The 19,794-nt window shown below is 66.6% G+C and carries 13 protein-coding genes; 4 read left to right on the forward strand and 9 right to left on the reverse strand.

All coding sequences use genetic code 11. The features are described from left to right. Positions 1–62 precede the first annotated feature (62 nt). Positions 63–1,076 carry a lipid II:glycine glycyltransferase FemX gene (locus NP511_RS16455; RefSeq protein ID WP_049966322.1) on the reverse strand — a complete coding sequence of 338 codons (1,014 nt, stop codon included), beginning with the start codon at positions 1,074–1,076 and terminating at the stop codon, positions 63–65. Further along, positions 1,073–2,701 carry an alkaline phosphatase family protein gene (locus NP511_RS16460; protein WP_049966323.1) on the reverse strand — a complete coding sequence of 543 codons (1,629 nt, stop codon included), beginning with the start codon at positions 2,699–2,701 and terminating at the stop codon, positions 1,073–1,075. Before NP511_RS16460 ends, NP511_RS16455 begins: the two co-directional genes overlap by 4 nt. Positions 2,702–2,930: 229 nt before the next feature. Between NP511_RS16460 and NP511_RS16465 the strand changes: the two genes are divergently transcribed. Beyond that, positions 2,931–4,046, forward strand: a complete 1,116-nt coding sequence (locus NP511_RS16465) for a DegT/DnrJ/EryC1/StrS family aminotransferase (protein WP_049966324.1) — start codon at positions 2,931–2,933, stop codon at positions 4,044–4,046. A 36-nt stretch (positions 4,047–4,082) separates the two neighbouring features. Here the strand turns inward: NP511_RS16465 and NP511_RS16470 are convergent, their stop codons facing one another. Next, the gene (locus NP511_RS16470) at positions 4,083–5,840 is read right to left on the reverse strand and encodes an ATP-binding protein (protein WP_049966325.1); all 1,758 of its coding nucleotides are present in this window, start codon (positions 5,838–5,840) and stop codon (positions 4,083–4,085) included. Positions 5,841–5,954: 114 nt separating this feature from the next. Then, entirely contained in the window at positions 5,955–7,922 is a 1,968-nt protein-coding gene (locus NP511_RS16475) for a DEAD/DEAH box helicase (protein ID WP_049966326.1), read from the reverse strand. Positions 7,923–8,055: 133 nt separating this feature from the next. On the opposite strand from NP511_RS16475, the gene NP511_RS16480 reads away from it, so the two are divergent. Next, entirely contained in the window at positions 8,056–8,232 is a 177-nt protein-coding gene (locus NP511_RS16480) for a hypothetical protein (protein ID WP_006650340.1), read from the forward strand. Here NP511_RS16480 and NP511_RS16485 read toward each other — a convergent pair. Continuing rightward, a complete protein-coding gene (locus NP511_RS16485; RefSeq protein ID WP_006179619.1) occupies positions 8,225–9,184 on the reverse strand; it encodes a transcription initiation factor IIB in 960 nt (319 codons plus the stop codon). The genes NP511_RS16480 and NP511_RS16485 overlap by 8 nt on opposite strands. 748 nt (positions 9,185–9,932) lie before the next feature. On the opposite strand from NP511_RS16485, the gene NP511_RS16490 reads away from it, so the two are divergent. Continuing rightward, the gene (locus NP511_RS16490) at positions 9,933–10,526 is read left to right on the forward strand and encodes a DUF7344 domain-containing protein (protein WP_006179618.1); all 594 of its coding nucleotides are present in this window, start codon (positions 9,933–9,935) and stop codon (positions 10,524–10,526) included. Positions 10,527–10,933: 407 nt separating this feature from the next. Here NP511_RS16490 and NP511_RS16495 read toward each other — a convergent pair whose 3' ends face one another. The 3 genes from NP511_RS16495 to NP511_RS16505 form a co-directional block, all read right to left on the reverse strand. Continuing rightward, positions 10,934–12,745, reverse strand: coding sequence for a hypothetical protein (locus NP511_RS16495; protein WP_211249114.1), 1,812 nt, complete (start codon positions 12,743–12,745; stop codon positions 10,934–10,936). Positions 12,746–13,136: 391 nt separating this feature from the next. Beyond that, complete coding sequence (locus NP511_RS16500) at positions 13,137–14,087, reverse strand: hypothetical protein (RefSeq protein WP_084158308.1); 951 nt, start codon at positions 14,085–14,087, stop codon at positions 13,137–13,139. Between the two features lie 514 nt (positions 14,088–14,601). Then, positions 14,602–16,389 carry a hypothetical protein gene (locus NP511_RS16505; protein ID WP_049966330.1) on the reverse strand — a complete coding sequence of 596 codons (1,788 nt, stop codon included), beginning with the start codon at positions 16,387–16,389 and terminating at the stop codon, positions 14,602–14,604. Positions 16,390–16,733: 344 nt separating this feature from the next. Here NP511_RS16505 and NP511_RS16510 point away from each other — a divergent pair, with 344 nt between their 5' ends. Continuing rightward, positions 16,734–18,041 carry a hypothetical protein gene (locus NP511_RS16510; RefSeq protein ID WP_049966331.1) on the forward strand — a complete coding sequence of 436 codons (1,308 nt, stop codon included), beginning with the start codon at positions 16,734–16,736 and terminating at the stop codon, positions 18,039–18,041. 19 nt (positions 18,042–18,060) lie between these two features. On the opposite strand, the gene NP511_RS16515 is transcribed toward NP511_RS16510, so the two are convergent. Next, the gene (locus tag NP511_RS16515) at positions 18,061–19,674 is read right to left on the reverse strand and encodes an alkaline phosphatase family protein (protein ID WP_049966332.1); all 1,614 of its coding nucleotides are present in this window, start codon (positions 19,672–19,674) and stop codon (positions 18,061–18,063) included. Positions 19,675–19,794 lie beyond the last annotated feature (120 nt).

Here is a 19,794-nt window from a genome sequence, read left to right on the forward strand (position 1 = left end):
CGCGTCGCTCAGTGCGAACCGAACGGTTGCGCTGTGATCGCGGCGGCGTCACGCCCTCGGCGTTACCGGTGTTTCTGATACTGATCGACGAGGAGATCGATCCCGAACGCGCCCCGCGTGATCTCGTAGTGGGTCTCGAGGCGGGGGTTGAACTTGGCCTTGTAGCGGTTGATACTGGGGACGCCGGCCCCGACGAGGTCGTATTCGTCGATCCCCTCGCGGAGCCCGTCGCGCATGACGTGCCAGTCCAGGAGGTCGTTGATCGCGATATCGACGTCGACGTCGGGCTTGACGCCGCCTTGCCACCGGTAGCGGGTGCGGTCGGACTCGACGACGAGGATGCCGCCGAGGAACTCGCCGTCGACCCGACAGGCGTAGGGCCGGATCGCGCCCTCGGGCAGCGTCTCGTACAGCGACCGCGCGAAGCCGGGCCGCAGCCGGAACGGCTGATCCTGGCTCTCGTAGCGCTGCCGGACCTTCTCGACGATGCGTTCGACGTCGTCGCCGTCGCCCTCCTCGATGACGTACGCGTCGTCGTCGGCGTTGCGGACGTTGCTGCGAGCGTCACTGCTGAACCGCTTCAACAGCTCCTCCTCGCTGCCCTCGAGGTCGACGACGTAGGTGTGACCGGGGACGACGTCGTACTCGTTCCAGCGAAACGGCCGGATGTCGTCGAACGCGGCACCGGTGACGAACTTGCTGTACAGCGGCGAGATGGTCTCCTCGATCCACTCGAGACAGCCCTCGAGGAAGCGCTTGATCCGGCGGTCGGCCTTGCGGCGTTTGAGTTTCTCGACGTTCAACAGGGCGGGCCCGAGGTAGGACGTCCACGAGTGCGGGGCCGGCGAGAACGCGCCGGTGATCGGCCCCTTCGCGTACTCGAAGACGGGAAAGACCCCGACGGGTTCCTGTCCCTTGAACCCGGCGAGGAGATGGGGTGTTGTGTCGGTTTCCTCGCCTTGCAACGCCAGTGCTTCCGCCCGGAAGAACGGGTTCGTCCCGTCGGATCGCTCGACGTAGCGGTTCCACTCGTCGGCGTCGGTTCGCGGATCGAACTGCCGTATCTCGATGCTCATAGATATCCGAGGTCCGAGAGTCGGTCTTCGACGGTTCCGTCGTCGGTCGCGGTGATCGGGTCCGGATCGTAGGCCGGATACGCTCGCCGACGACCGCCGTCGACGGCCGACAGCGGCCCGCCGTCCATGTCGTCGTCGACCGGGACGTCGAACAGCGAACAGATCGTCGGCGCGATATCGAAGATCGTCGCCCCCTCGAGGTCGGCGGCCGCGTCGAAGGCCGGGCCGGCGGCCGCGACGACGCCGGTCCGCTTGTGGTTCCACGGCTCCATCGGCTCGCCGAACCGCTCCCTGCCGAGATCGGCGGCGATGGCGTTGTCGAACCCCGCGGGGATCGTCATCACGTCCGGGGCCCGCTCGACGTGTGGTCCTTCGAAGTAGGTCTCGCGGGGTTCGACCGCCTCGAACATCGGCTCGCCATCGGGGGTTCGGACGGCCGACAGCGACGCGATGAGCTCTTCCCGAACGGTCTCGTACGCCTCGGGCGGGACCGTGCCGTCGGGCTCCCGTCCCTCGAGGTTGATGCGGACGCCGAGTTCGCTCTTCGAGCGGACGTACGCCCTCGAGTCGGGGAAATCGACCTGCTCGCTCGCCGCCCGGATGGCGTCGTTGGGAACCCGCTTGCCGATCGGTTCCTTCAGGCCGACCCGATCGAGCGCGCTCGCGATCCGCTGGGTCGTGAGTCCGACCGTCGCGGCGGCGTTGAGCGCCCGTTCGATGGCGCTCGGTTCCCGGTCGCCGGCTTCGGAACCGTAGAGGAGGTCGTTCTCCCAGGTCTTCGACCAATCGGGCATCCCCTCGCCGCCGCTGCGGGCGCTGACGTAGCCCTCGTCACGGAGGTACTCGTTGACTCGGAACTCGTCGCCGGTCACTTTCCCCATCCCGTGGTCGCTGACGACCAGCACGTTCGCCGGCTCGGTCCGCTCGATGGTTTCGGCCACCTGTCGATCTACCTCCCGGTAGACGGCCTCGATCGCCCGCTTGTCGCCCGGTCGTTCGTGAAACACCGAGTCCGTCTGCTGGAACTGCAGAAAGCCGAAGTCGGGGTCGAACCGCCGGGCGAGGTAGCGAAACGCCTTCCCCCGGAGTTCGATCGTCCGCTCGTAGCCCTCGATCGATCGGTCCGGCACCGGCCCGCTCTGGGGGTAGATCCAGTACTCGCCCCCGCATGCGAGCTTGACGTCCTCGAGGATCCCCTCGGGGTGACAGGCCGGTTCCTCGGGGGCGGTCAGCCCCGGTATCAGTGCGCCGTCGAACTCCCGTGCCGGATGGGTCACGGGGACGTTGACGACGACGCTCGAGCGGCCGTGATCGCTCAGCAGTTCCCAGATCGGTCGCGCCCGGACGTGGGTCGCGTTGACCACGTCCCAGTCGTAGCCGTCGAAGGTAAGGAAGTCGTAGACGCCGTGTTTGCCCGGGTTCTTGCCGGTGTACAGCGACGGCCAGGCGCTCGCGGTCCACGGCGGGATCTGCGACTCGAGCGGTCCCGCCGTCCCCTCCGCGAACAACCCCCGTAGCGTCGGCAGCTCGCCCGACTCGAACAGCGGCTCGAGTATCGGCAGACAGCCGGCGTCGAGCCCGACGACGAGCAGCCGAAGGTCGTCTCCATCCGTCGAACCTGCCATGGTGGCGTTGTGCCGGCGGCCGGGCTTTGTTATGCAAGTACTGGGACGCTGTAAGCCGATACTGGCAGTAACCGTCTCGGAACGCGAGTGAACTGTGCGACCGGCAGCGCGGCTGTAAGTGCCGGTTTCTCACTGGCGCTAACCCTGTACCGTCCGCATCACTAAGGGCGCGGACGAACCGTCTCTCGCTGATGACCCTCTCTCCTACTGACCGCCCGCGACCGCAGGCATGATCAGTGCGACCCCGTCGGTGTTCGACGCCTCGCTCTCCCGGTCGGCCGGCGAGGGGATCGACGCCTACGTCGAGCGCCACGCTCCCGGCGTCGGCTACTCCTACTACGGTGCCGGCAAGGTCGCGCTTCGGGACGGCCTCGACGGCCTCGTCGAACCCGGTGGCAACGTCCTCGTTCCCGCCTACCTCTCGCCGGCCGTCGTCGAACCGTTCCGCGAACTCGGGCTCGAGCCCCGGTTCTACGCCCTCGAGCCGTCGCTCGCACCCGATTTCGCCGACCTCGAATCCCGACTGGACGAGGACACCGTCGCCGTCACCTCGGTCAACTACTTCGGGTTCCCCCAGCCCGGCCTCGAGCGGCTCGCGGACCTGACCGACGAATACGGCTGCTACCACGTCGACGACAACGCCCACGGGCCGCTCAGCGTCGCGGACGGCCGGCTGCTTGGTACCCACGGCGACCTCGGGTTCACGACGCTGCGGAAGCTGCTGCCGGTCCCAGACGGGGCCGTCCTCTACCGGGCCAGCGACGAGGTGGAAGCGGCGTTCGAGCCGTCGTCGCTGGCCGGCAGGGCGGACCGGTTCGGTGCCGATGACTATCGATACCTCGCCACGTCGGTCGCCGAAACCGCACTCGACCCACTCTACCGATCGATCGAGTCGTTCCTCGACGACGACGATGTCTCGAGCGTCGATCCGATCGCCAGATACGAGGCCGCGAAGGCACCGATGTCGAAGCTCTCGGCGGCCGTCACCGATGCCGCCGATCCGGACGCGATCCGGACCGCCCGCCGCGAGAACTTCCGGGCGTGGGACCGCGTGCTGGCCGACCGCGACGACCTCGCCCCGCTGTACGAGGAGCTACCGACCGGCATCAGCCCCTACGAATATCCCGTGTTAGCGGACGACTCGTCGTCGTTTCTCGCCGAACTCGAGGACGCTGGCGTCGCCGGTGCCCACGGCTGGCCGATCCTCCGGGAGTCGGTGCGGGGCGACGACGCCTACGAGACGGCGAACCGCTACGCCGAGTCGGTCGTCGCCCTGCCGGTCCACCAGGGAATCGAGCCGAGCGCGATCGAAACCGTCCGCGATCGACTCCGGGGCCGACGGTGACGTTCCGACGGCGATGAGATAGCGGGTCGGAGCCGATCACTCGCTGGGGGTCGCACTCCGCAACTCAGCCCGGACGTCCTCGTGTAGCGCGTAGGTCCGCTCGCCCGCCCGCTCGAGGACGCCCTCGGTTCGCAGCTCCGAGACGAGACTCTGGACCGCGACCCGCGACCGATCGACCCGGGCGGCGACGGTCTCGGTCCGAAGCGGACCCGTTCGCGCGAACAGTTCGACGATCGCTTCGGCCGTCTCGACCGAACACTGCGACCCCTCGCAGGCGCGGGCGAGTCGGTCCTCGAGGTCCGTCTCGAGTATCTCTCCGATGCGACGGTCCTCGTCCGCGATGACGACTCCCTCGTCCGACCCGGACGAATCGGTATCGGTTCCGCCGCTCGAGTCTCTCTCTCTATCGTCGTCGGACATGTACCCGAACTCGACGGCGTCGCCGCCGGCTTGGACGATTTCGGACTCGTCCCCGCCGGCCGACTCCGCCCCGGCGTTTTCGGCTCCGCGCCCGTCGCCACCCGAGTCCCCCTCGCGTCTCGCCGCGCGCTCGCGGACGACCTCCCGCAACTGCTCGTTCTCCCCGCGGAGTCGCTCGAGTTCGGCGGTCCGATCCTCGAGTTCGCCCTCGAGCGCCTCGATGCGCTCGTCGCGGTCCGCGAGCCGCGCGCGTAACTCGTCGCGTTCGTCCTCGAGATCGGCGATCTCCTCGTGGAGTCGGCGCAGGTCCCCGCCGCCCTCCGGCAGCTGAGATTGGACCGTCTCGGTGTTTTGCAAGGCGTCGGCCATCTGTCTGGCCGCGCTCGAGACGTCCCGTGCCGAGGAGAGTTCGTCCTCTAAGGTCTCGATCCGTGTTTCCTTCTTTTCGAGTTCGGTCTCGAGTTCCTGAATCCGGTCCTGTTCGCGGTCCTTGCGCTCGGAGATCTGCTGGAGGTCCCCGACCAGCGCGTCGGAGACGGACTTGAGTTCGGGCCGTTCGACGTCCTCGAGGCCGGGGGTCGCGCCGGCGTCGAAGGTCCGCTTGCGCCGGAACTGGACCTTCCGGACGTCGGTCTCGGTCCAGTCGGTCTGGACGAACGCCTGGCCGTCGTCGAGGTCGGAGACGAGGTCCGAGTACTCGGTGTCGATGATCCGGCCGACGACCTTGGTGTCGTTGTCCCAGGTCAGCCGGTGCCAGACCAGCCAGTTGGCCTGCGTGATGAAGTCCTTCTTGACGTCGGCGGGCCGCTGGCTGATGCCCAAGATTCCGAGTCCGTGTTTCCGGCCGCGCTTGCTGATCTTGATCAGCAGGTTGCCCGTCTCGCCGACGCCGCCGCCCTCGGGGATGTACTCGTGGACCTCCTCGACGACGAGCAGGAAGGGCTTTTTGAGCTTCTTCTCCTTGACGAACAGCTGTCGGGCGACCTCCCGGAGCAACTCGTCGGCCACGTCCGAATCGAGATACCCCGAGACGTCGAGGATGACGGGGACGTTCTCCTCGAGCGCGATCGTCGCCATCTGCTCGGCGTGTTCCGGTCCGATCTGGATGTCACACTCCTCGTCGGCCCCCGCGTGCAGCATCTCGTACTCCTCTTTCAGGCCGTAGTACTCGCCGTCGGTGTCGACGATGAGCAGCGGGTAGCCGGCCTCGAGCAGTTCCTCGGCGATGACCGACGCGGTGTTTGACTTCCCGGAGCCGCTCTTCCCGGTCGCGAACCCGCGGCCGGTGAGGACCTCGATCACGGGCAGTTTGAGCGGCGCTCCATCGGCCGTCTCGCCGACGCGGATCTGGCGCTGCTGGGTGTCGTCGCTCACCGACGACCCACCCCGGCCACGCGCGAGTCAGTCATATCAGTACGGTTCGAACACGGCACCTTGAAGATTGGCCTCGGCTCGAGCCGCGAGGCCGCGGCGGCGAGGCTACTGCGGTCAGTCCTCGTCCGCGCCCGCACCCGAACCGTCCTCGTCCGCACTCGAACCGTCTTCGACCCGCTGCTCGCGGACCGTGATCCCCTTGCGGCCCAGGTGCTGGAGCTGTTTCCGGGCGAAGTCCTCCTCGCGGCTGCCCCGCGTCGCGAGGACGTAGACGAGCGCGCCGCCGGCGGGCCGCATCGTCCGGCCGGCCCGCTGGGTCCCCTGCCGGCGCGAGCCGCCCAGTCCGGAGGCGACGATGGCCAGATCGGCCGTCGGCAGGTCGATCCCCTCGTCGCCGACCCGCGAGATCAGCAACAGATCGCGCTCGTCGCGTCGGAACTCCTCGAGCAGCCGCCGGCGCTCGTGATGGGGCGTCTCCCCGCTGAGGAAGGGGACGTCAAGCGCCGCGGAGAGTTCCCGGCCCTGCTCGAGGTAATCGACGAAGACGATCGCCTTCGCCTCGGGATGGGCCGACAGCAGGTACCGCACCTCGTCGATCTTGCCCCGATTGCGGGCGGCGATGCGGTACTTCTCCTGACCCTCGGCCGACGCGTAGGCGTTTTGCTGTTCGTCGTCGCCCCACGGCACGTAGCGGATCTCGAGTTCGGGTTCGGCCACGAAGCCGGCGTCGAACAGCGCCTCCCAGTCGGTGCCGATCGGCGGGCCGACCAGCGTGAAGATCTCGGTCTGGCGGTCGTCCTCCCGAATCGGCGACGCCGACAGGCCCAGCCGGTGTTTGGACTGCAGGTGCGTACTCCGCCGGTAGACGTCCGAGGGGACGTGCTGGCACTCGTCGAAGATCACCAGCCCCCACTCGCGGTCGTCGAACAGCGAGCGGTGGCGGTCCATTCCCGCGATCTGGTAGGTCGCGATCGTCACCGGACGGACGTTCTTCTGCCCGCCGTGGTACTGGCCGATCTGATGGGGCTCGAGCGAGGTGTACTCGACGATCGTGTCGGCCCACTGCTGGGCGAGGTCGCGGCTCGGGACGAGGACGAGGGTCTCGCCCTCGACGTGGGCCATCGCGCCCATCGCCGCGACGGTCTTCCCGCTGCCGGGCGGGCCGACGAAGACGCCTTCGCCGGCCTCGGCGAAGCGGTCGACCCACGTCCGCTGGTAGTCCCGCAGCGACACCTGCAGGTCGATCGCTAGCTCCTCGCCGGACTCGAGGTCGCGGTGGTCCTGGACCGGGTAGCCGGCTTCATAGAGGATTCGCTTGATCGCCGCTTCCGCGCCCTCCCGGACCCAGTCTTCCGTCTCGGAGATCGGCGCGTGGACGTGTTCCTCGTCGAGTTTCTGGCGGGCGACGTTGCCCATGATCTCGGGGGTCTGGGCCTCGAGGACGGTGTAGCCGTCCTCGTGGGTGGTCAGCCGGAACTGGTGGGCCCGATCCCACTGGCTGTGGACCCAGTCCTCTAAGTCCTCGGAGCGCTGGCCGAGCGCCTGTCGCATCGTCCGGGCGAGGTCGTCGAAGCTGTCGTGGGGCGTACTCCAGACGTCCTCGGGCCGGACGACGTAGCGGTATCCCTGGTCGCCGTTGGCGTCGGCCAGGTGGGCGAACTGGGCCAATTGTGCGCGCGTGAACTGGTCCGGCCGGTCGACGACGATTTCCCGGCGCTTCGGAAAGACGACCACGCGTTCGCGGTCCGTGAGGTCCTCGAGTTCCGTCGGATACCAGACCACGGGGTCGGTCGACACCGAGAGCCGCTCTATGTCGCCTCCCTCGGCCAGCGCCGCGAGCCGGTCGCTGGCGTCCTCGTGGGGAATCTCGAGCGCGCGGGCGACCGCCGCGGCGGTCAGGACGGGCCGCCCCTCACGCTGGCTAGCGTCGTGGAAGTCGGCGATGGTGAACGCGTCGTCACCGACCGCCCCTTCGTCGGCGTCGGTCGCCGCGCCGTCGCCGGCAGTCGACGCGGCGTCGGCCTGCTCGTCAGGGTCGCTTCGCTGCTCGTCGGAGGGCGTCGCAGAACGTTCGTCGGTCACTGCCCGATTTAACGGCGGTGCGGATAAACCGATTTCGTTCGCGGGTACCGGTCGCTCGAGGCCGGCGGCTCTCCGGGACACTCCGGCCGCGAGCCCGGATAGCTATATCTGACTGGGCACTGTCGAATGGAGCATGTACCGCGCGATCCTCCCCGAGGGACAGATCGAGTGCGACCGGTACGACCACACGGACACGGGCGTCGAACTCTACAACGACGACGAGCAGTTCATCGCGTTCGTTCCCTACGACAACCTGCACGCGCTGGTCGACGAGGCGTTCTACGGCGAGAACGACCGCTCGGTTATGTAGCCGGCTGCTGATCGATCGCCTCGAGTTGCTCCCGGTACCGGTTCCGGACCGTGACGACGGTCGTCTGGGCGGTGTCGGCGACGGCCCGCTGCGGGATGGTCTCGTCACAGAGCAGGCCAGCGGCGTAGATGGCCGCGGCCGCGAACCCGGTCGGCGACTTCCCCGAGTGCAGGCCCTGCTCGGTCGTCCGGTCGATGATCTCGACGGCCTTGGTCTCGACGTCCGTGCCGACGTCGAGTTCCGAACAGAACCGCGGGACGAACTGGCGGGGGTTCGTCGGCTCCAAGTTGATGCCCAGTTCGTCCGCGATGTACCGGTAGGTCCGACCGATCTCCCGTTGCTCGACGCGTGACACGGCGGTTACCTCCTCGAGGCTCCGGGGGATGTCCTCCTTCCGACAGGCGGTGTACAGCGAGGCGGTCGCGACGCCCTCGATCGATCGCCCACGGATGAGGTCCTGCTCGAGCGCCTGCCGGTAGATGACACTCGCCGTCTCCTTGACCGGCTTGGGGACGCCCAGCGCGCTGACCATTCGATCGATCTCCGAGAGGGCGTACTTGAGGTTGCGTTCCCCGGCGTTTTTCGTTCGGATCCGTTCCTGCCAGACCCGCAGTCGATGGAGCTGGCCGTGTTTGTCCGCGGACATCGAGTGCCCGTTGGCGTCCTTGTTTCGCCAGTCGATGGTCGTCGTCAGCCCCCGATCATGCATCGACTGGGTCAAGGGCGCGCCGACCCGGGAGAGTTCGTCGTGTTCCTGTGCGTTGAACGCCCGCCATTCGGGCCCGTAATCGATGGGATCTGCGTTCAGGACGAGCCCACATTCCTCACAGACACGCTCTCCCCGATCGGGATCGTGTACGATCGTGTCGGTCTCACAGTCGGGACACAGACCAGCCTCGACCTGCTCGGATTGTGATTCGTCGCTGGCGTGATCGATGATAGACCGCGTCATCAGTAGTCGATCGAAACCGTGCCGGCACTGTAAGGGGTTCACATGGTTTCGACGGAAACACCGACTTACTGTTCCCACCCGGAGATTCGAAGCGAAAAGCAAAGAGAAAGGACCCGACCATCGACTGTCCGCGAGCGAACAGCCCCGATGGTCGAGTCGAAACCGTGTCCCATCGGTCGTGTCCGGGCGAAACGACCGACTGTCGGTCGTTTCGACCCACAATGATCAATGATCACATGCAACAAGAAACGCCCCGATCGTTTCGGCGAGTCGCCGACGTAAATCACCCCTTCATTCCGTAAACTGCTCTTTCGTGTGTGAACTGTCGCTCGATTTTATATCGGTCCCAGCGGACGTTCGGTACCAGTGCCGTGTCCCGCTCTACCCCATCACCGCACGGTCGTCGTTCCTTCCACCCCTTACTCGCCCGTACGTCGTCGATATATGCACGCAATCGCCGGATACGGTCCGGACTCGACAGCCGTCGTCGTTGCTCGTCTCACCCTCGAGGAACCGCCGCTATCGGTCGGTCGAGAAGTCGATCCGTACCTCCTTTGCAGACGGTGCGAAACGTAGTCGTGTTTAAGAGTATCTCTGTTGGTGTTCAACCTGGTGTGTCAAACGTGATTTCGACCCGCCGTTCGAACGTACAGCGGTCGTCGTCGAGTCGATACGCCGGTGATCCGGCGTTCCGGAGTCAGGGGGCTACAAGCTCGAATGGGGCCGATACGGCTGGGGGGAGTCGGTGATGTCCTCGATCGATACGTCGTTGCCCGACGAGATCGCATCGGTCGCCGACGACGAGGGCGAACGCCTCTCGAAGGACGTCATTTTCGAACTATTAAAGAACCGCAGACGGCGGGAAGTCCTCACGTACTTGCTGGAAGCCGACGAAACGGTCACCCTCGGCGAACTCGCCGAGCAGATCGCGGCCTGGGAGAACGACACCGATATCAACGCGCTCAGCTCCGATCAGCGAAAACGGGTCTACGTCGCCCTCTATCAGACCCACCTGCCGAAGATGGACGACGCTGGCATCGTCGAGTACGATCAGGACCGCGGGTTGATCTCGCTGTCGGACAATGCCGACCTGCTGATGATGTATCTCGATACCGAGACTCATCGACAGGACCGCTGGGACCGGTGGTACGCCGCCCTCAGTGTGGTCGGTGTTGCCGTCCTCGCTGCGGCGTCTCTCGGCCTTCCCGTGCTTGCTGCCGTCCCGATGACCGCGCTCGCCGCCGTCGTCGTCGCCGCGTTCTGTTGTCTCTCCGGTGCCCACCTCGTCCGGAATCGCCATCAGGAGCGCAACGTCGACGGCAAACTCTCCCGGATCGAGTGATCCTCGATCCGCCGGTCTCGGTTCGTCAGTTTCGCCGCCCGTCACTGCGGACGTTTTCCGACCGCTTTCGCCCACCGAGCGGTGGGTCCTCGCTCCAGCGGCCGGTCCCGATCCGCGAGCGCTCCGTCGCGGTCCGATCGCCGCGCCGTCGACCGATCGTCGCCGACCGCTGAGAAGCTTTTTGGTACCGGGTCCCGTAGCCACGGCTGGCTCCCGACGACCGTCATCCAGTACCGGAGCAGTCGCGTGCCAGCAGCTGTTCCAGGCGCGGGAGCCTTCTCGATACGACGACGATCCGTACAGTTCTCACGCCGTCTCGAGAGACGGGTCCGGCCACCGCTCGCGTCCGCCGTCGCCGCGTTCTGTGGCGGATCGCGCGCTCGCGACCAGTAAGAAAACACTCGAAATTATTGGTCGCGTGCGTTGTACTGCAGGTCGACCGCTGCGTCGCCGCGCAGTCGGAAATCGTCGATATCGCCGTCGAACCAGTAGGCGTCGAGCCAGTTGCCGACCGCGCCGCGGACGGTTCCGTTCTCGACGACGTCCTCGTCGTCGATCGAGGCGTCGCGATAGTCCGATCTGACGACCGCGCCGTCGACCTCGAACGCGTAGGTCGTCGGCCCGTCGGCGTCGGTGCCGTCGATGACCAGCGCGTGGGGAAGCATCTCGTGATCGCCGTACTCGCTGGGGTCGATCGGTTCGCCGTCGACCGTGATCGTCGCAGCCCCGTCCGAGAACGTCACGTCGGTTACCGCACCCGAGAACCGGAACGTCTGGGTGCCGTCCGTGATCGAACTCTGGACGGTCGAACCCGAGACGGTCGTGGCCTCCGCGGCCGGCTCGTCGTCGGCGACGAGTTCGATCGTCCCGTCGACGGTGATCTCGTAGCTCGTCGCCGTCCCGTCGCCGCTGACCTCGAGAACGTGGGGAAGATCCGAACCGTAGTCGTCGGGGTCGACCTGCTCGCCGTTGACCAGCACGGAGCCGGGACCGTCGACGGTCAGTTCGGTGAGATCGCCGGCAAAACGGAAGGCGTCTTTCCAGTCGGCGACGCTGCCCTGGACCGCCGAGCCGTCGATTCGGTCCTCGTCGTCGATCGACGCGCCCTCGGCGGTCGAGCGCTCGACGTCGCCGTCGACCGTGAACTCGTAGCGCGTCGCGTCCGCCGGACTGCCGTCGACCAGCAGGAGGTTCGGTAGCCCGTCGCTGTCCGTCTCGCCGGCCGAACCGGCGGTCGGATCACTCGAGCCATCGCTATCGCCCGTCGCGGCTTCCTCGGGCGTCGTCGGGACGCCGTCGGGGACCGAGAGGTCGGGGTCGCTCGAGACGGCGCTGGCGACGTCGACCGTCGAGCCGCTGGCGCGTTGAATCTCGCCGCGGACGCCGCCGCTTTGGAAGTCGACGCTGCCGGGCGACCCGTTCGCACCGGCTACGAGCGCGTAGGGGTAGGGGCCGGCCGCGAAGTGGGAATCGCGGATCGTCACGGTCCCGCCGTTCCAGACCCAGACGGGGCGGCCGCTGGTTTCGCCGTAGCCGCCGTAACCGGGGCCGTAGTCGGTGTCGTCGTTGTACGCGACGCAGTCGACGATCTCGTCGTCGGCGCTGCCACACCGGAACGTGGTGACGCCATTGTTCTTGCCGAAACAGCGCTCGAAGCGGACGCTGCCGCCGTAGGGCGTATTCGAACAGTAAAAGCCGTTGTTCGGGAACCCCTGAACGTTGCAGTGCCGGAACGTCACGTCGGCGTCGTTTTCCGGATGCATGAAGACGCCACCGGGGCCGTGAACGAAACTCGAGCCCTCCTTGGTCGCGCCGTCGCCGAGGTAGACGTTCTCGACGAGAATGTCGCCGACACCGGCCTTGATCGAGATCATAAAGGAATCGCCCCGGTACAGTCCCTCGAACCCGACGTTTCGGATCGTCGCGTTCGCGCCCTCGACGTAGAGCAGGAAGCCTTCGCCGGTGGTCAGGTCGATCAGTTTGTTCTCGAAGGTTTCACCGCGTCCGATCCTGATCGTCTGTCCGCGGGCCTCGATGGTCTCGTACTCGTCGCCGGCGGCGGCCGCCGCTCCCGTCAGCGTCGCCGCCGCCGTCGTCGCACCGGCCAACTTCATGTACGATCGCCGGTGTAGTAATCCGTTCTTACCGCCGTCGTCGCTCGCCTCCCCGTCCGGGGAAGGGGACGACTCGCCGTCCGATACCGAAGGGTCGCGTGCCATGCAATCGGGTAATACGAGACTACCTGTATAAACTTTCTCCATCTACTAGCGTAAAATTAACAGACTGTAACTACATACAGCACGATTCGTAGAAGATTCGGTGATGTTCCGTGTCGTATTTTACGAAATTCGAAATTCGACGTACGGGTTCGGTAAGTAGCTATTACCGAGACGGGCAGCCGATTCCGGGCCCGCTCGAGAACAGTCTCGGTCAGTAATAGCGGATTACTCGAGTTCCAGCGGCGGAACGTGGATGGGAGGACCGAATGCGGTGTGGTAGAAACAGCGGGGACGGCGGTGGAGGTGGGGGAGAAAGCGTCAGCGGGGCGGTAATAGGGAGGGTCGGAAACGTCAGCGGGGCCGAGATGTGGAGACGAGAGGCGTCGGCGGCTCAGTCCGAACCGCCCGACGCGGCTTCCTCGGGCGAGGTCGGAACGCCGCTGGGAATGACTGGCTCGGGATCAGTCCCTACGCTGTCACCGAGTTTGACCGTCGAGCCGGCGTGTTCGGCGATGCCGGCCCCGTCGTCGTACTCGGAGTCCGTAACGACGACCTCGGTCGGATTGCCGTTTGCACCCGCGTCGATGGCGGTGTTCTGTCCGTTCATCTCGATCTGGCAGTCCTCGACCTCGACCGTGCCGGGTGCCCACGCCCAGATCCCGCGGCCGACGTAGCCCTCGTTGGTGTCGACGTAGACGCTCGAGTTGGTGACCTTGCTGCCCTCCGTCCCGAGCCGGAAATGCGAGACGTAACAGTTGGCGGCGAAACTGCTGTCGATGTGGATCGTGCCGCCGCCCTTGTTGCCGGGCGCGGAGCCGTAGATCGCGTTGTCCGAGAAGTTCTGGATGTTGACGTTCTCGAAGTCGATGTGACCGTTGTGGTCCGGGGCGACCCAGAAGGCCGTCTGGCCGTGGCCGTTCGGGTTGGTGTTGCCCGTACTCGCGCCATCACCGAGGTAGACGTTCTCGACGGTGCTGGTGCCGTTGCCCGTATCTGAAATCCCGAACGTGGCGGAGCCGGTGCCGGAGGTGTTCTCGCCTTTGAAGCCGACGTTCCGGATCGTCCAGTCGCTGCTGTGGGCCGTGACGACGATGTCCTGGCCGGTCGTCATGTCGATGAGTTTGTTCTCCCAGGTCTCGCCCTCCTCGAGGGAGATCGTCTGTCCCTGGGCTTCGATGACCTCGTAGTCGTCCTCGGCCGCGGCCGCGCCGACACCACCGAGTGCGGTCGTCGCGGTCGCCACCGCAGCGAGCGAGCGCACGTAGTTTCGGCGGGTTAATCCGCTGTTACGGCCTGTCGTCGGCATAGATTCCGTGTCGGACGTACGGGGGTTCTGCGCCATACACTTGCGTAACTCCGACTTACACCCATAAACTTTTCCTTGGAGGTATGGCTTAAATTTACAGACTATATTTCTAACACTGTAGAATCGCGAACAATATACCGCTGTACGCTCACGAAATTACGAACGTAATCGTGAGGAATCGGCGGTCGGTAAGCAACTCTTTTCGGCAGGAAAGACGGGAATACAGCGGCCACTGGCCGGCTCGAGCCCGATCTCTCCGATCAAACCGTGTGTCTCCGTCTGGGACGGACGCCACCGTTTCGACGACACACGGTCGCGTTTTCGGCCGTAATAGCGTATTACCGGCGCTTCAACGGTTGTCGACGGTCGGATTACCCGCCGGGAAAGCGGACGGGACGGCCTCGAGGCGACGCCGGTAGGCGCGACGGGCGATGACGAATCGATCACGACTCGCGGTCCTCGATGTCTCTCGATCGCGCGGGCGGAAAACAACTTATTAGCTTGCTTCGGCGACCCACCGGAGCGACGATCCGAGACCGACGACGGTCGGTTACGCGTCTCGGACGGCGTACATCTCGAACTCGTCGTTCGAGATGACCTTGTTCGCGCCGCGATACCGATCCATCCCCTCGAGGGCCGCGCGCCGGTAGTTGAGTTGGTCGTAGACCTCGATCTCCTTCGTCCGGTCCCACTCGGTGTAGACGAAGTAGTACTCGTCGGTCGGATAGGCCCCGCTGTAGTTCCCCCTCGAGAAGACGGTCGCGTTGGCCGTGCCGGTGGCGGCCGAGGCGCTGCTGAGCGTGTCGTTCCCCGCGAGGCCGTTGATCCCGTGGTCGTACCGGTAGGGATCGTACCCCATCCCCACGTGCGGCGTCCCGTTGGCACCGTGTTCGAGCCCGTCCTCGTAGCCGCTCATCATCTCGGGGGTTACGTGCTGGCCGGGATTGTAGATCAGCGGCGAGGCGAACATCGTGAGCAGCCCGAGGACGAGACAGGCGCCGAGGACGAGCGCCGCGACGGCGTTCGCACCCGGCCTCGTGATCCACTTCGAAAGCCCGCCGACGAGTTGTGCCAGCGCGATCCCGGCGAGGATCGTCAGCAACACGTAGATGAAGCCGACCTGTCGGAACGCCATCGTCGGCGTGCCAAGGAAGTAGGCCGCGAAGAGGCCGCCGAGCGGGACGAGCGCGAGCGAGACGTAGTTGACGAACGCGCGGGGCTCGTCCGCGAGACTCGAACGGCGGACCCAGACGACCAGCACGAACAGGCCCACGACGAGGCCGACGATCGCCGCGTCGAGGAACAGCTTCACGAACAGTTCGGGCAGGCTGCCGCCGATCTCCGTCAGTGACGTCCCGCGCTGGTTCACCGTGTTGCCGGCTCCGGTGTCGTCCGTGAGCAGCCCGGAGACGAGCGCGATCGCCGACGACCGGAACCGCTCGTTGCCGAGCGCCCAGAGCCCGAACAGGCCGCCGAGAAGCAGCGTCTGTGCCGCCAGGGTCGGATGCTCGAGCATCGGATGGTCGTCGAACCGCCAGCGGGCGAGGTACTGGACGGCGGTGATCGCACCGATGAGGATGACGACGTTGAACATCTGCTGGGGGTGGACCAGCAAGAGCGCGATCGCGGTGAGAGCGAGGAGGACGCTGAACGGCGAGAGTCCGAGCGGGAGCCGCTCGACGGTCGCCCGGCGGCGGAGATAGGCGACGACCGCAAAGACGACCGGTGGGACGAGAAACAGCGCGTTCGAGTTGGTGTGGACGGCCATGTGGGTCGCGATGTTGTTGACCGGCAGGACCATCCAGGAGACGATCGCGGCGAGCCCGACCGCGAGCCCGCTGTCGGCCATCTCCCGGACAGTCAGGGGGACGAAAAGCAGGAACGGGACGAACAGGACGACCATGCCGAACAGGAGCGCGCGCTCGATCGAGACGCCACCGAGGAAGTGAAAGACCGATGCGAGCGCGTGGAGGCCCGGATAGAACAGTTCGTGGGGCGCCGTCCCGCCGGCGACGATGTCCCGCGTCCACCCCAGATGGCTCATCGAGTCGCCCATTCCGAGGAAGTGGTAGTTCCGGATGACAGGGAGGCTCGCGACGGCGGTGACCGTCATCGCGCCGAGCGCGATGCCGAGCCCCTGCCGCCGGCCGCGACAGGTAAGCGCCGTCCCGACTGCGATCGCGAGCGCGAGCGCGAACCCGACCCAGACTCCCGTCGGCGAGCCGGTGTACACCGAGGACTCGTATGCCGTCGCGGGGTTGGCTCTCGCGACGAGGATCCCCGCGGCGACCGCGAGGTAGCCGACCGCGAGCGTCACGTCGAGTCGCGAGCGGTTCACGCGTTCTCACCGCGCCCGTTCGGCGGGCTCTCGACACGCATGTATTGGTCAGTCGTCGGCACTGGCCACGTTTGTTATCCGTCTCTTACGGCCGAAAACAGGTGTGTGAATCGACCCCATCCACGAACGTTCGACCGTTGCCGATGCTGAGATCGTCGATATCGCCGTCCGAGACCGCTCGGAGCCGGCTCGAGTCGTGACCGCGTGGCGACACCCGTCCTGTATGGCAACCCTGCCGTTCCGAACGGTCGGCTACGGAACGATTTCTCGATCCCGAACTGATCAACGGTTCCGGCCCCTTTTGTAGACGGTCGTGGTCCGACCGGGACGAGAGGCGATTCCGAATGTCATCCATTCTCATCGACGACCTATCCGTCGACGAACGCACGCTCGAGTGGTCCGTCCGCCCCTCGAGCGACCTCGAGCGGTTTTTCACCGACGAACCCTTCCGAGCCAGCTACGACGTCCCGATCGCGGACGTTCCCGACGGAATCCTCGCGATCCCAGTTCTGGCCCACGTCTGCCCGGTCGCGTGGGCCAACGGGGCCGACGTCTACGTCGACGAGGTCGACGCGACGTTCGCTCGCGCCCTCGAGGACATCGAGGCGTCGCTGTGTTCGATGTACGACTTCCTCGAGGGCGGGGACCTCTACGCCCGTCGAACCGTCGAGCCGGAGCCCGACCCGGGCGGGGAACACGGACTGCTCTTTACCGGCGGGGTCGACTCGACGTGTTCGTACGTCCGCCATCGCGACGAGTCGCCGACGCTGATCGGGATCCGCGGTTGGACGATCACCCCCGACGCGGCCGACGACGACAAGTGGGCGGCGCTCCGCGAGCGCGTGTCGGGGTTCGCCGACGACCGCGGCTGTGACGCCGCGTTCGTCGAGTCGAACATGCTCTCTTTCCTCGATCACCCCATGCTGTTGGCCCACTACAAGCGCCACGTCGACGGCGGCTGGTACAGCTCCGTCGGCCACGGGCTGGGACTGCTCGGGCTCTGTGCCCCCCTCGCGTACGCCCGCGGCATGACGGATCTCTCCGTCGCCGCGACCCACTGGGACGGGATCGACCTCGAGTGGGGGTCCCGTCCCGATATCGACGAGCGAGTCCGGTGGGCCGGCACCCGGTGTCACCACGACGCCTACGAACTCACCCGCCAGGAGCGACTCGACGTTATCGCCGACTACGTCCGCACCGAGAACCCGGGGCTACAGCTTCAGACCTGTAACGACCGCATGGACGGCAACTGCGGCGGGTGCGAGAAATGTTATCGGACCGCAGTCGGGCTCCGGCTGGCCGGCCTCGAGCCGACCGATCACGGCTACCCCTTCACCGACGCCGACTATCGCCGCCTCCGGCGCTCGCTCGAGCGCGGCGACTGGGTCCTCGGGCAGGACGAGCGCCACATGTGGGCCGACATACGCGAGCGCGCGCGCGAGACCGACCCGACCTCACCGGCCGAGCGGGCCTTCTTCGAGTGGCTCGAGGGCGTCGATCTGGACGACCTGATCACGACCGCGGAGCCGCCGTTGTCCGATCGACTCCTCCGGGCCGGCGCGCGGAACGCCCCCGCGCCGGTCTACAACGCGGCCTATCCGGTCTGGACGACGGCGAAGGCCGGACTTCGGCTCGTTCGCTCCGACCGGTAAGCGTCGGGACCCGTCCGAGTCACTCGAGATACCCCAGATCTGCGAGTCGCTTTTCGACCCCCTCGTCGGCGGTCTCGACCGACGGGTCCGCGTCGAACCGGGGATACGAGCGGGTCTCGGGCGGCTCGACGCAGGGGAGCGCCTCGCCATCCATTCGCTCGTCGGTCGGAACGCCCAGCGTCGAGAGGACCGTCGGCGCGATGTCGAAGAGGTGCGGCCGGCCGACCCCCGCATCGGGATCGATCGCGTCGCCGCTGGCCGCGACGGTCCCCTCGAGCTTGTGGTTCCACGGCTCGCTCGGTGGGCCGAACTGCTCGTCGCGTAGCGTCGCCGAGAGGAAGTGATCGAAGTCGGCCGGCACGGTCACGACGTCGACGGCACGATCGCTCTCCGGGCCGTGGAAGAACTCCTCGCGGGGAGCGACGGTCTCGAAGACCGGCTCTCCGTCCGGCGTCGTGACCGACCGCAGTTCCCCGATGAGCCGCGACCGGACCGTCTCGTACTCCGACTGCGGGACGACGCCGTCGGGCTCGCGACCCTCGAGGTTGATGCGGACGCCGAGTTCGATCCGCGAGCGGACGGAGGCAGTCGACGCCGCGAAATCGACCTGGGTCGCGCCCGCGTTGACCAGCCCCGCGGGGGCGTACTCGGCCACGAAGTCGTCGATCCCGAGCCGTGCGAGGACGGCACCGATCCGCTGGCTCGTCAGCCCCATCCCCGCGGCCCGCGCCATCGCGCGCTCGGCGAGGCCGGGCTCGTAGTCCGCGGCCTCGTCGCCCTGCTTGAGGTTGCCGTCCCGAACCGTCGCCCACGTGGGCATTCCCTCGCCGCCGCGTTCGGTCTCGACGACGCCGCGGTCACGGAGATAGTCGTTGACCCGGAACTCGTAGCCGTCATACGGTCCCATCCCGTGGTCGCTGGCGACGATCACGGTGTCCGGATCGTGCGTCGCCAGGGTCTCGCTGAGCTGGCGGTCGACCTCGCGGTAGATCGCCCGAATCGCTGCGTCGTCGTCGGGTCGCTCGTGAAAGATCGAGTCGGTCGCCTGGAACTCGAGGAAGCCGAAGTCGGGGTCGAACCGGTCGGCGAGATACCGGAACGCCTCGCCGCGGCTCCGCACGCAGTCGGCGTAGGCGCTCCCGAGGTCGGCGGCGTCCTCGTCGGGGTAGACCCGGTACTCGCCGATCGATTCCCGCACGTCCGCGAGCAGGCCGGCGGGATGACAGTCTGGGTCTTCCGGTGCGGTGTACCCCGGAATGAGCGCGCCGTCGAACTCGCGGGGCGGGTGGGTCACCGGGACGTTGACGACGACGCTCGTGATCCCGTGTCGGTCGAGCAGTTCCCACAGCGTCCGCTCGCGGACGTCGGTCGCGTTGACCACGTCCCAGTCGTAGCCGTCGAAGGAGAGAAAGCCGTAGACGCCGTGTTTGCCCGGGTTCATCCCGGTGTACAGCGACGGCCAGGCGCTCGCGGTCCACGGCGGGATTTGGGACTCGAGCGGCCCGCTCGCCCCATCCCGGTAGAGCGACTGGAGGGTCGGTACCTCGTCGTCGTCGAACAGCGGCTCGAGGACCCGATCGCAGGCCGCGTCGATACCGACGAGTAGCGTTCGAAGGGAGGATCCGTCGTCCATCGAGGGGACGTCCCCCCTCTCTACCCTTCGTTATAGACGAAATTATCATGGACCGACTCGTTTTCCGGCTCTGAGCGGCTCCTCTATCGTCGACCGGTCACCGGTAACGACCCCGAATAA

The organism is Natrinema thermotolerans, from assembly GCF_031165565.1.
In the GTDB taxonomy this organism is placed as follows: Archaea; Halobacteriota; Halobacteria; order Halobacteriales; family Natrialbaceae; genus Natrinema; species Natrinema thermotolerans.

What these genes read in the sequence shown, in the direction of transcription:
- NP511_RS16455 (WP_049966322.1), bottom strand. Translation starts at nt 1,076, where the DNA reads ATGAGCATCGAGATACGGCAGTTCGATCCGCGAACCGACGCCGACGAG.
- NP511_RS16460 (WP_049966323.1), bottom strand. Translation starts at nt 2,701, where the DNA reads ATGGCAGGTTCGACGGATGGAGACGACCTTCGGCTGCTCGTCGTCGGG.
- NP511_RS16465 (WP_049966324.1), top strand. Translation starts at nt 2,931, where the DNA reads ATGATCAGTGCGACCCCGTCGGTGTTCGACGCCTCGCTCTCCCGGTCG.
- NP511_RS16480 (WP_006650340.1), top strand. Translation starts at nt 8,056, where the DNA reads ATGTACCGCGCGATCCTCCCCGAGGGACAGATCGAGTGCGACCGGTAC.
- NP511_RS16485 (WP_006179619.1), bottom strand. Translation starts at nt 9,184, where the DNA reads ATGACGCGGTCTATCATCGATCACGCCAGCGACGAATCACAATCCGAG.
- NP511_RS16490 (WP_006179618.1), top strand. Translation starts at nt 9,933, where the DNA reads ATGTCCTCGATCGATACGTCGTTGCCCGACGAGATCGCATCGGTCGCC.
- NP511_RS16495 (WP_211249114.1), bottom strand. Translation starts at nt 12,745, where the DNA reads ATGGCACGCGACCCTTCGGTATCGGACGGCGAGTCGTCCCCTTCCCCG.
- NP511_RS16500 (WP_084158308.1), bottom strand. Translation starts at nt 14,087, where the DNA reads ATGGCGCAGAACCCCCGTACGTCCGACACGGAATCTATGCCGACGACA.
- NP511_RS16510 (WP_049966331.1), top strand. Translation starts at nt 16,734, where the DNA reads ATGTCATCCATTCTCATCGACGACCTATCCGTCGACGAACGCACGCTC.
- NP511_RS16515 (WP_049966332.1), bottom strand. Translation starts at nt 19,674, where the DNA reads ATGGACGACGGATCCTCCCTTCGAACGCTACTCGTCGGTATCGACGCG.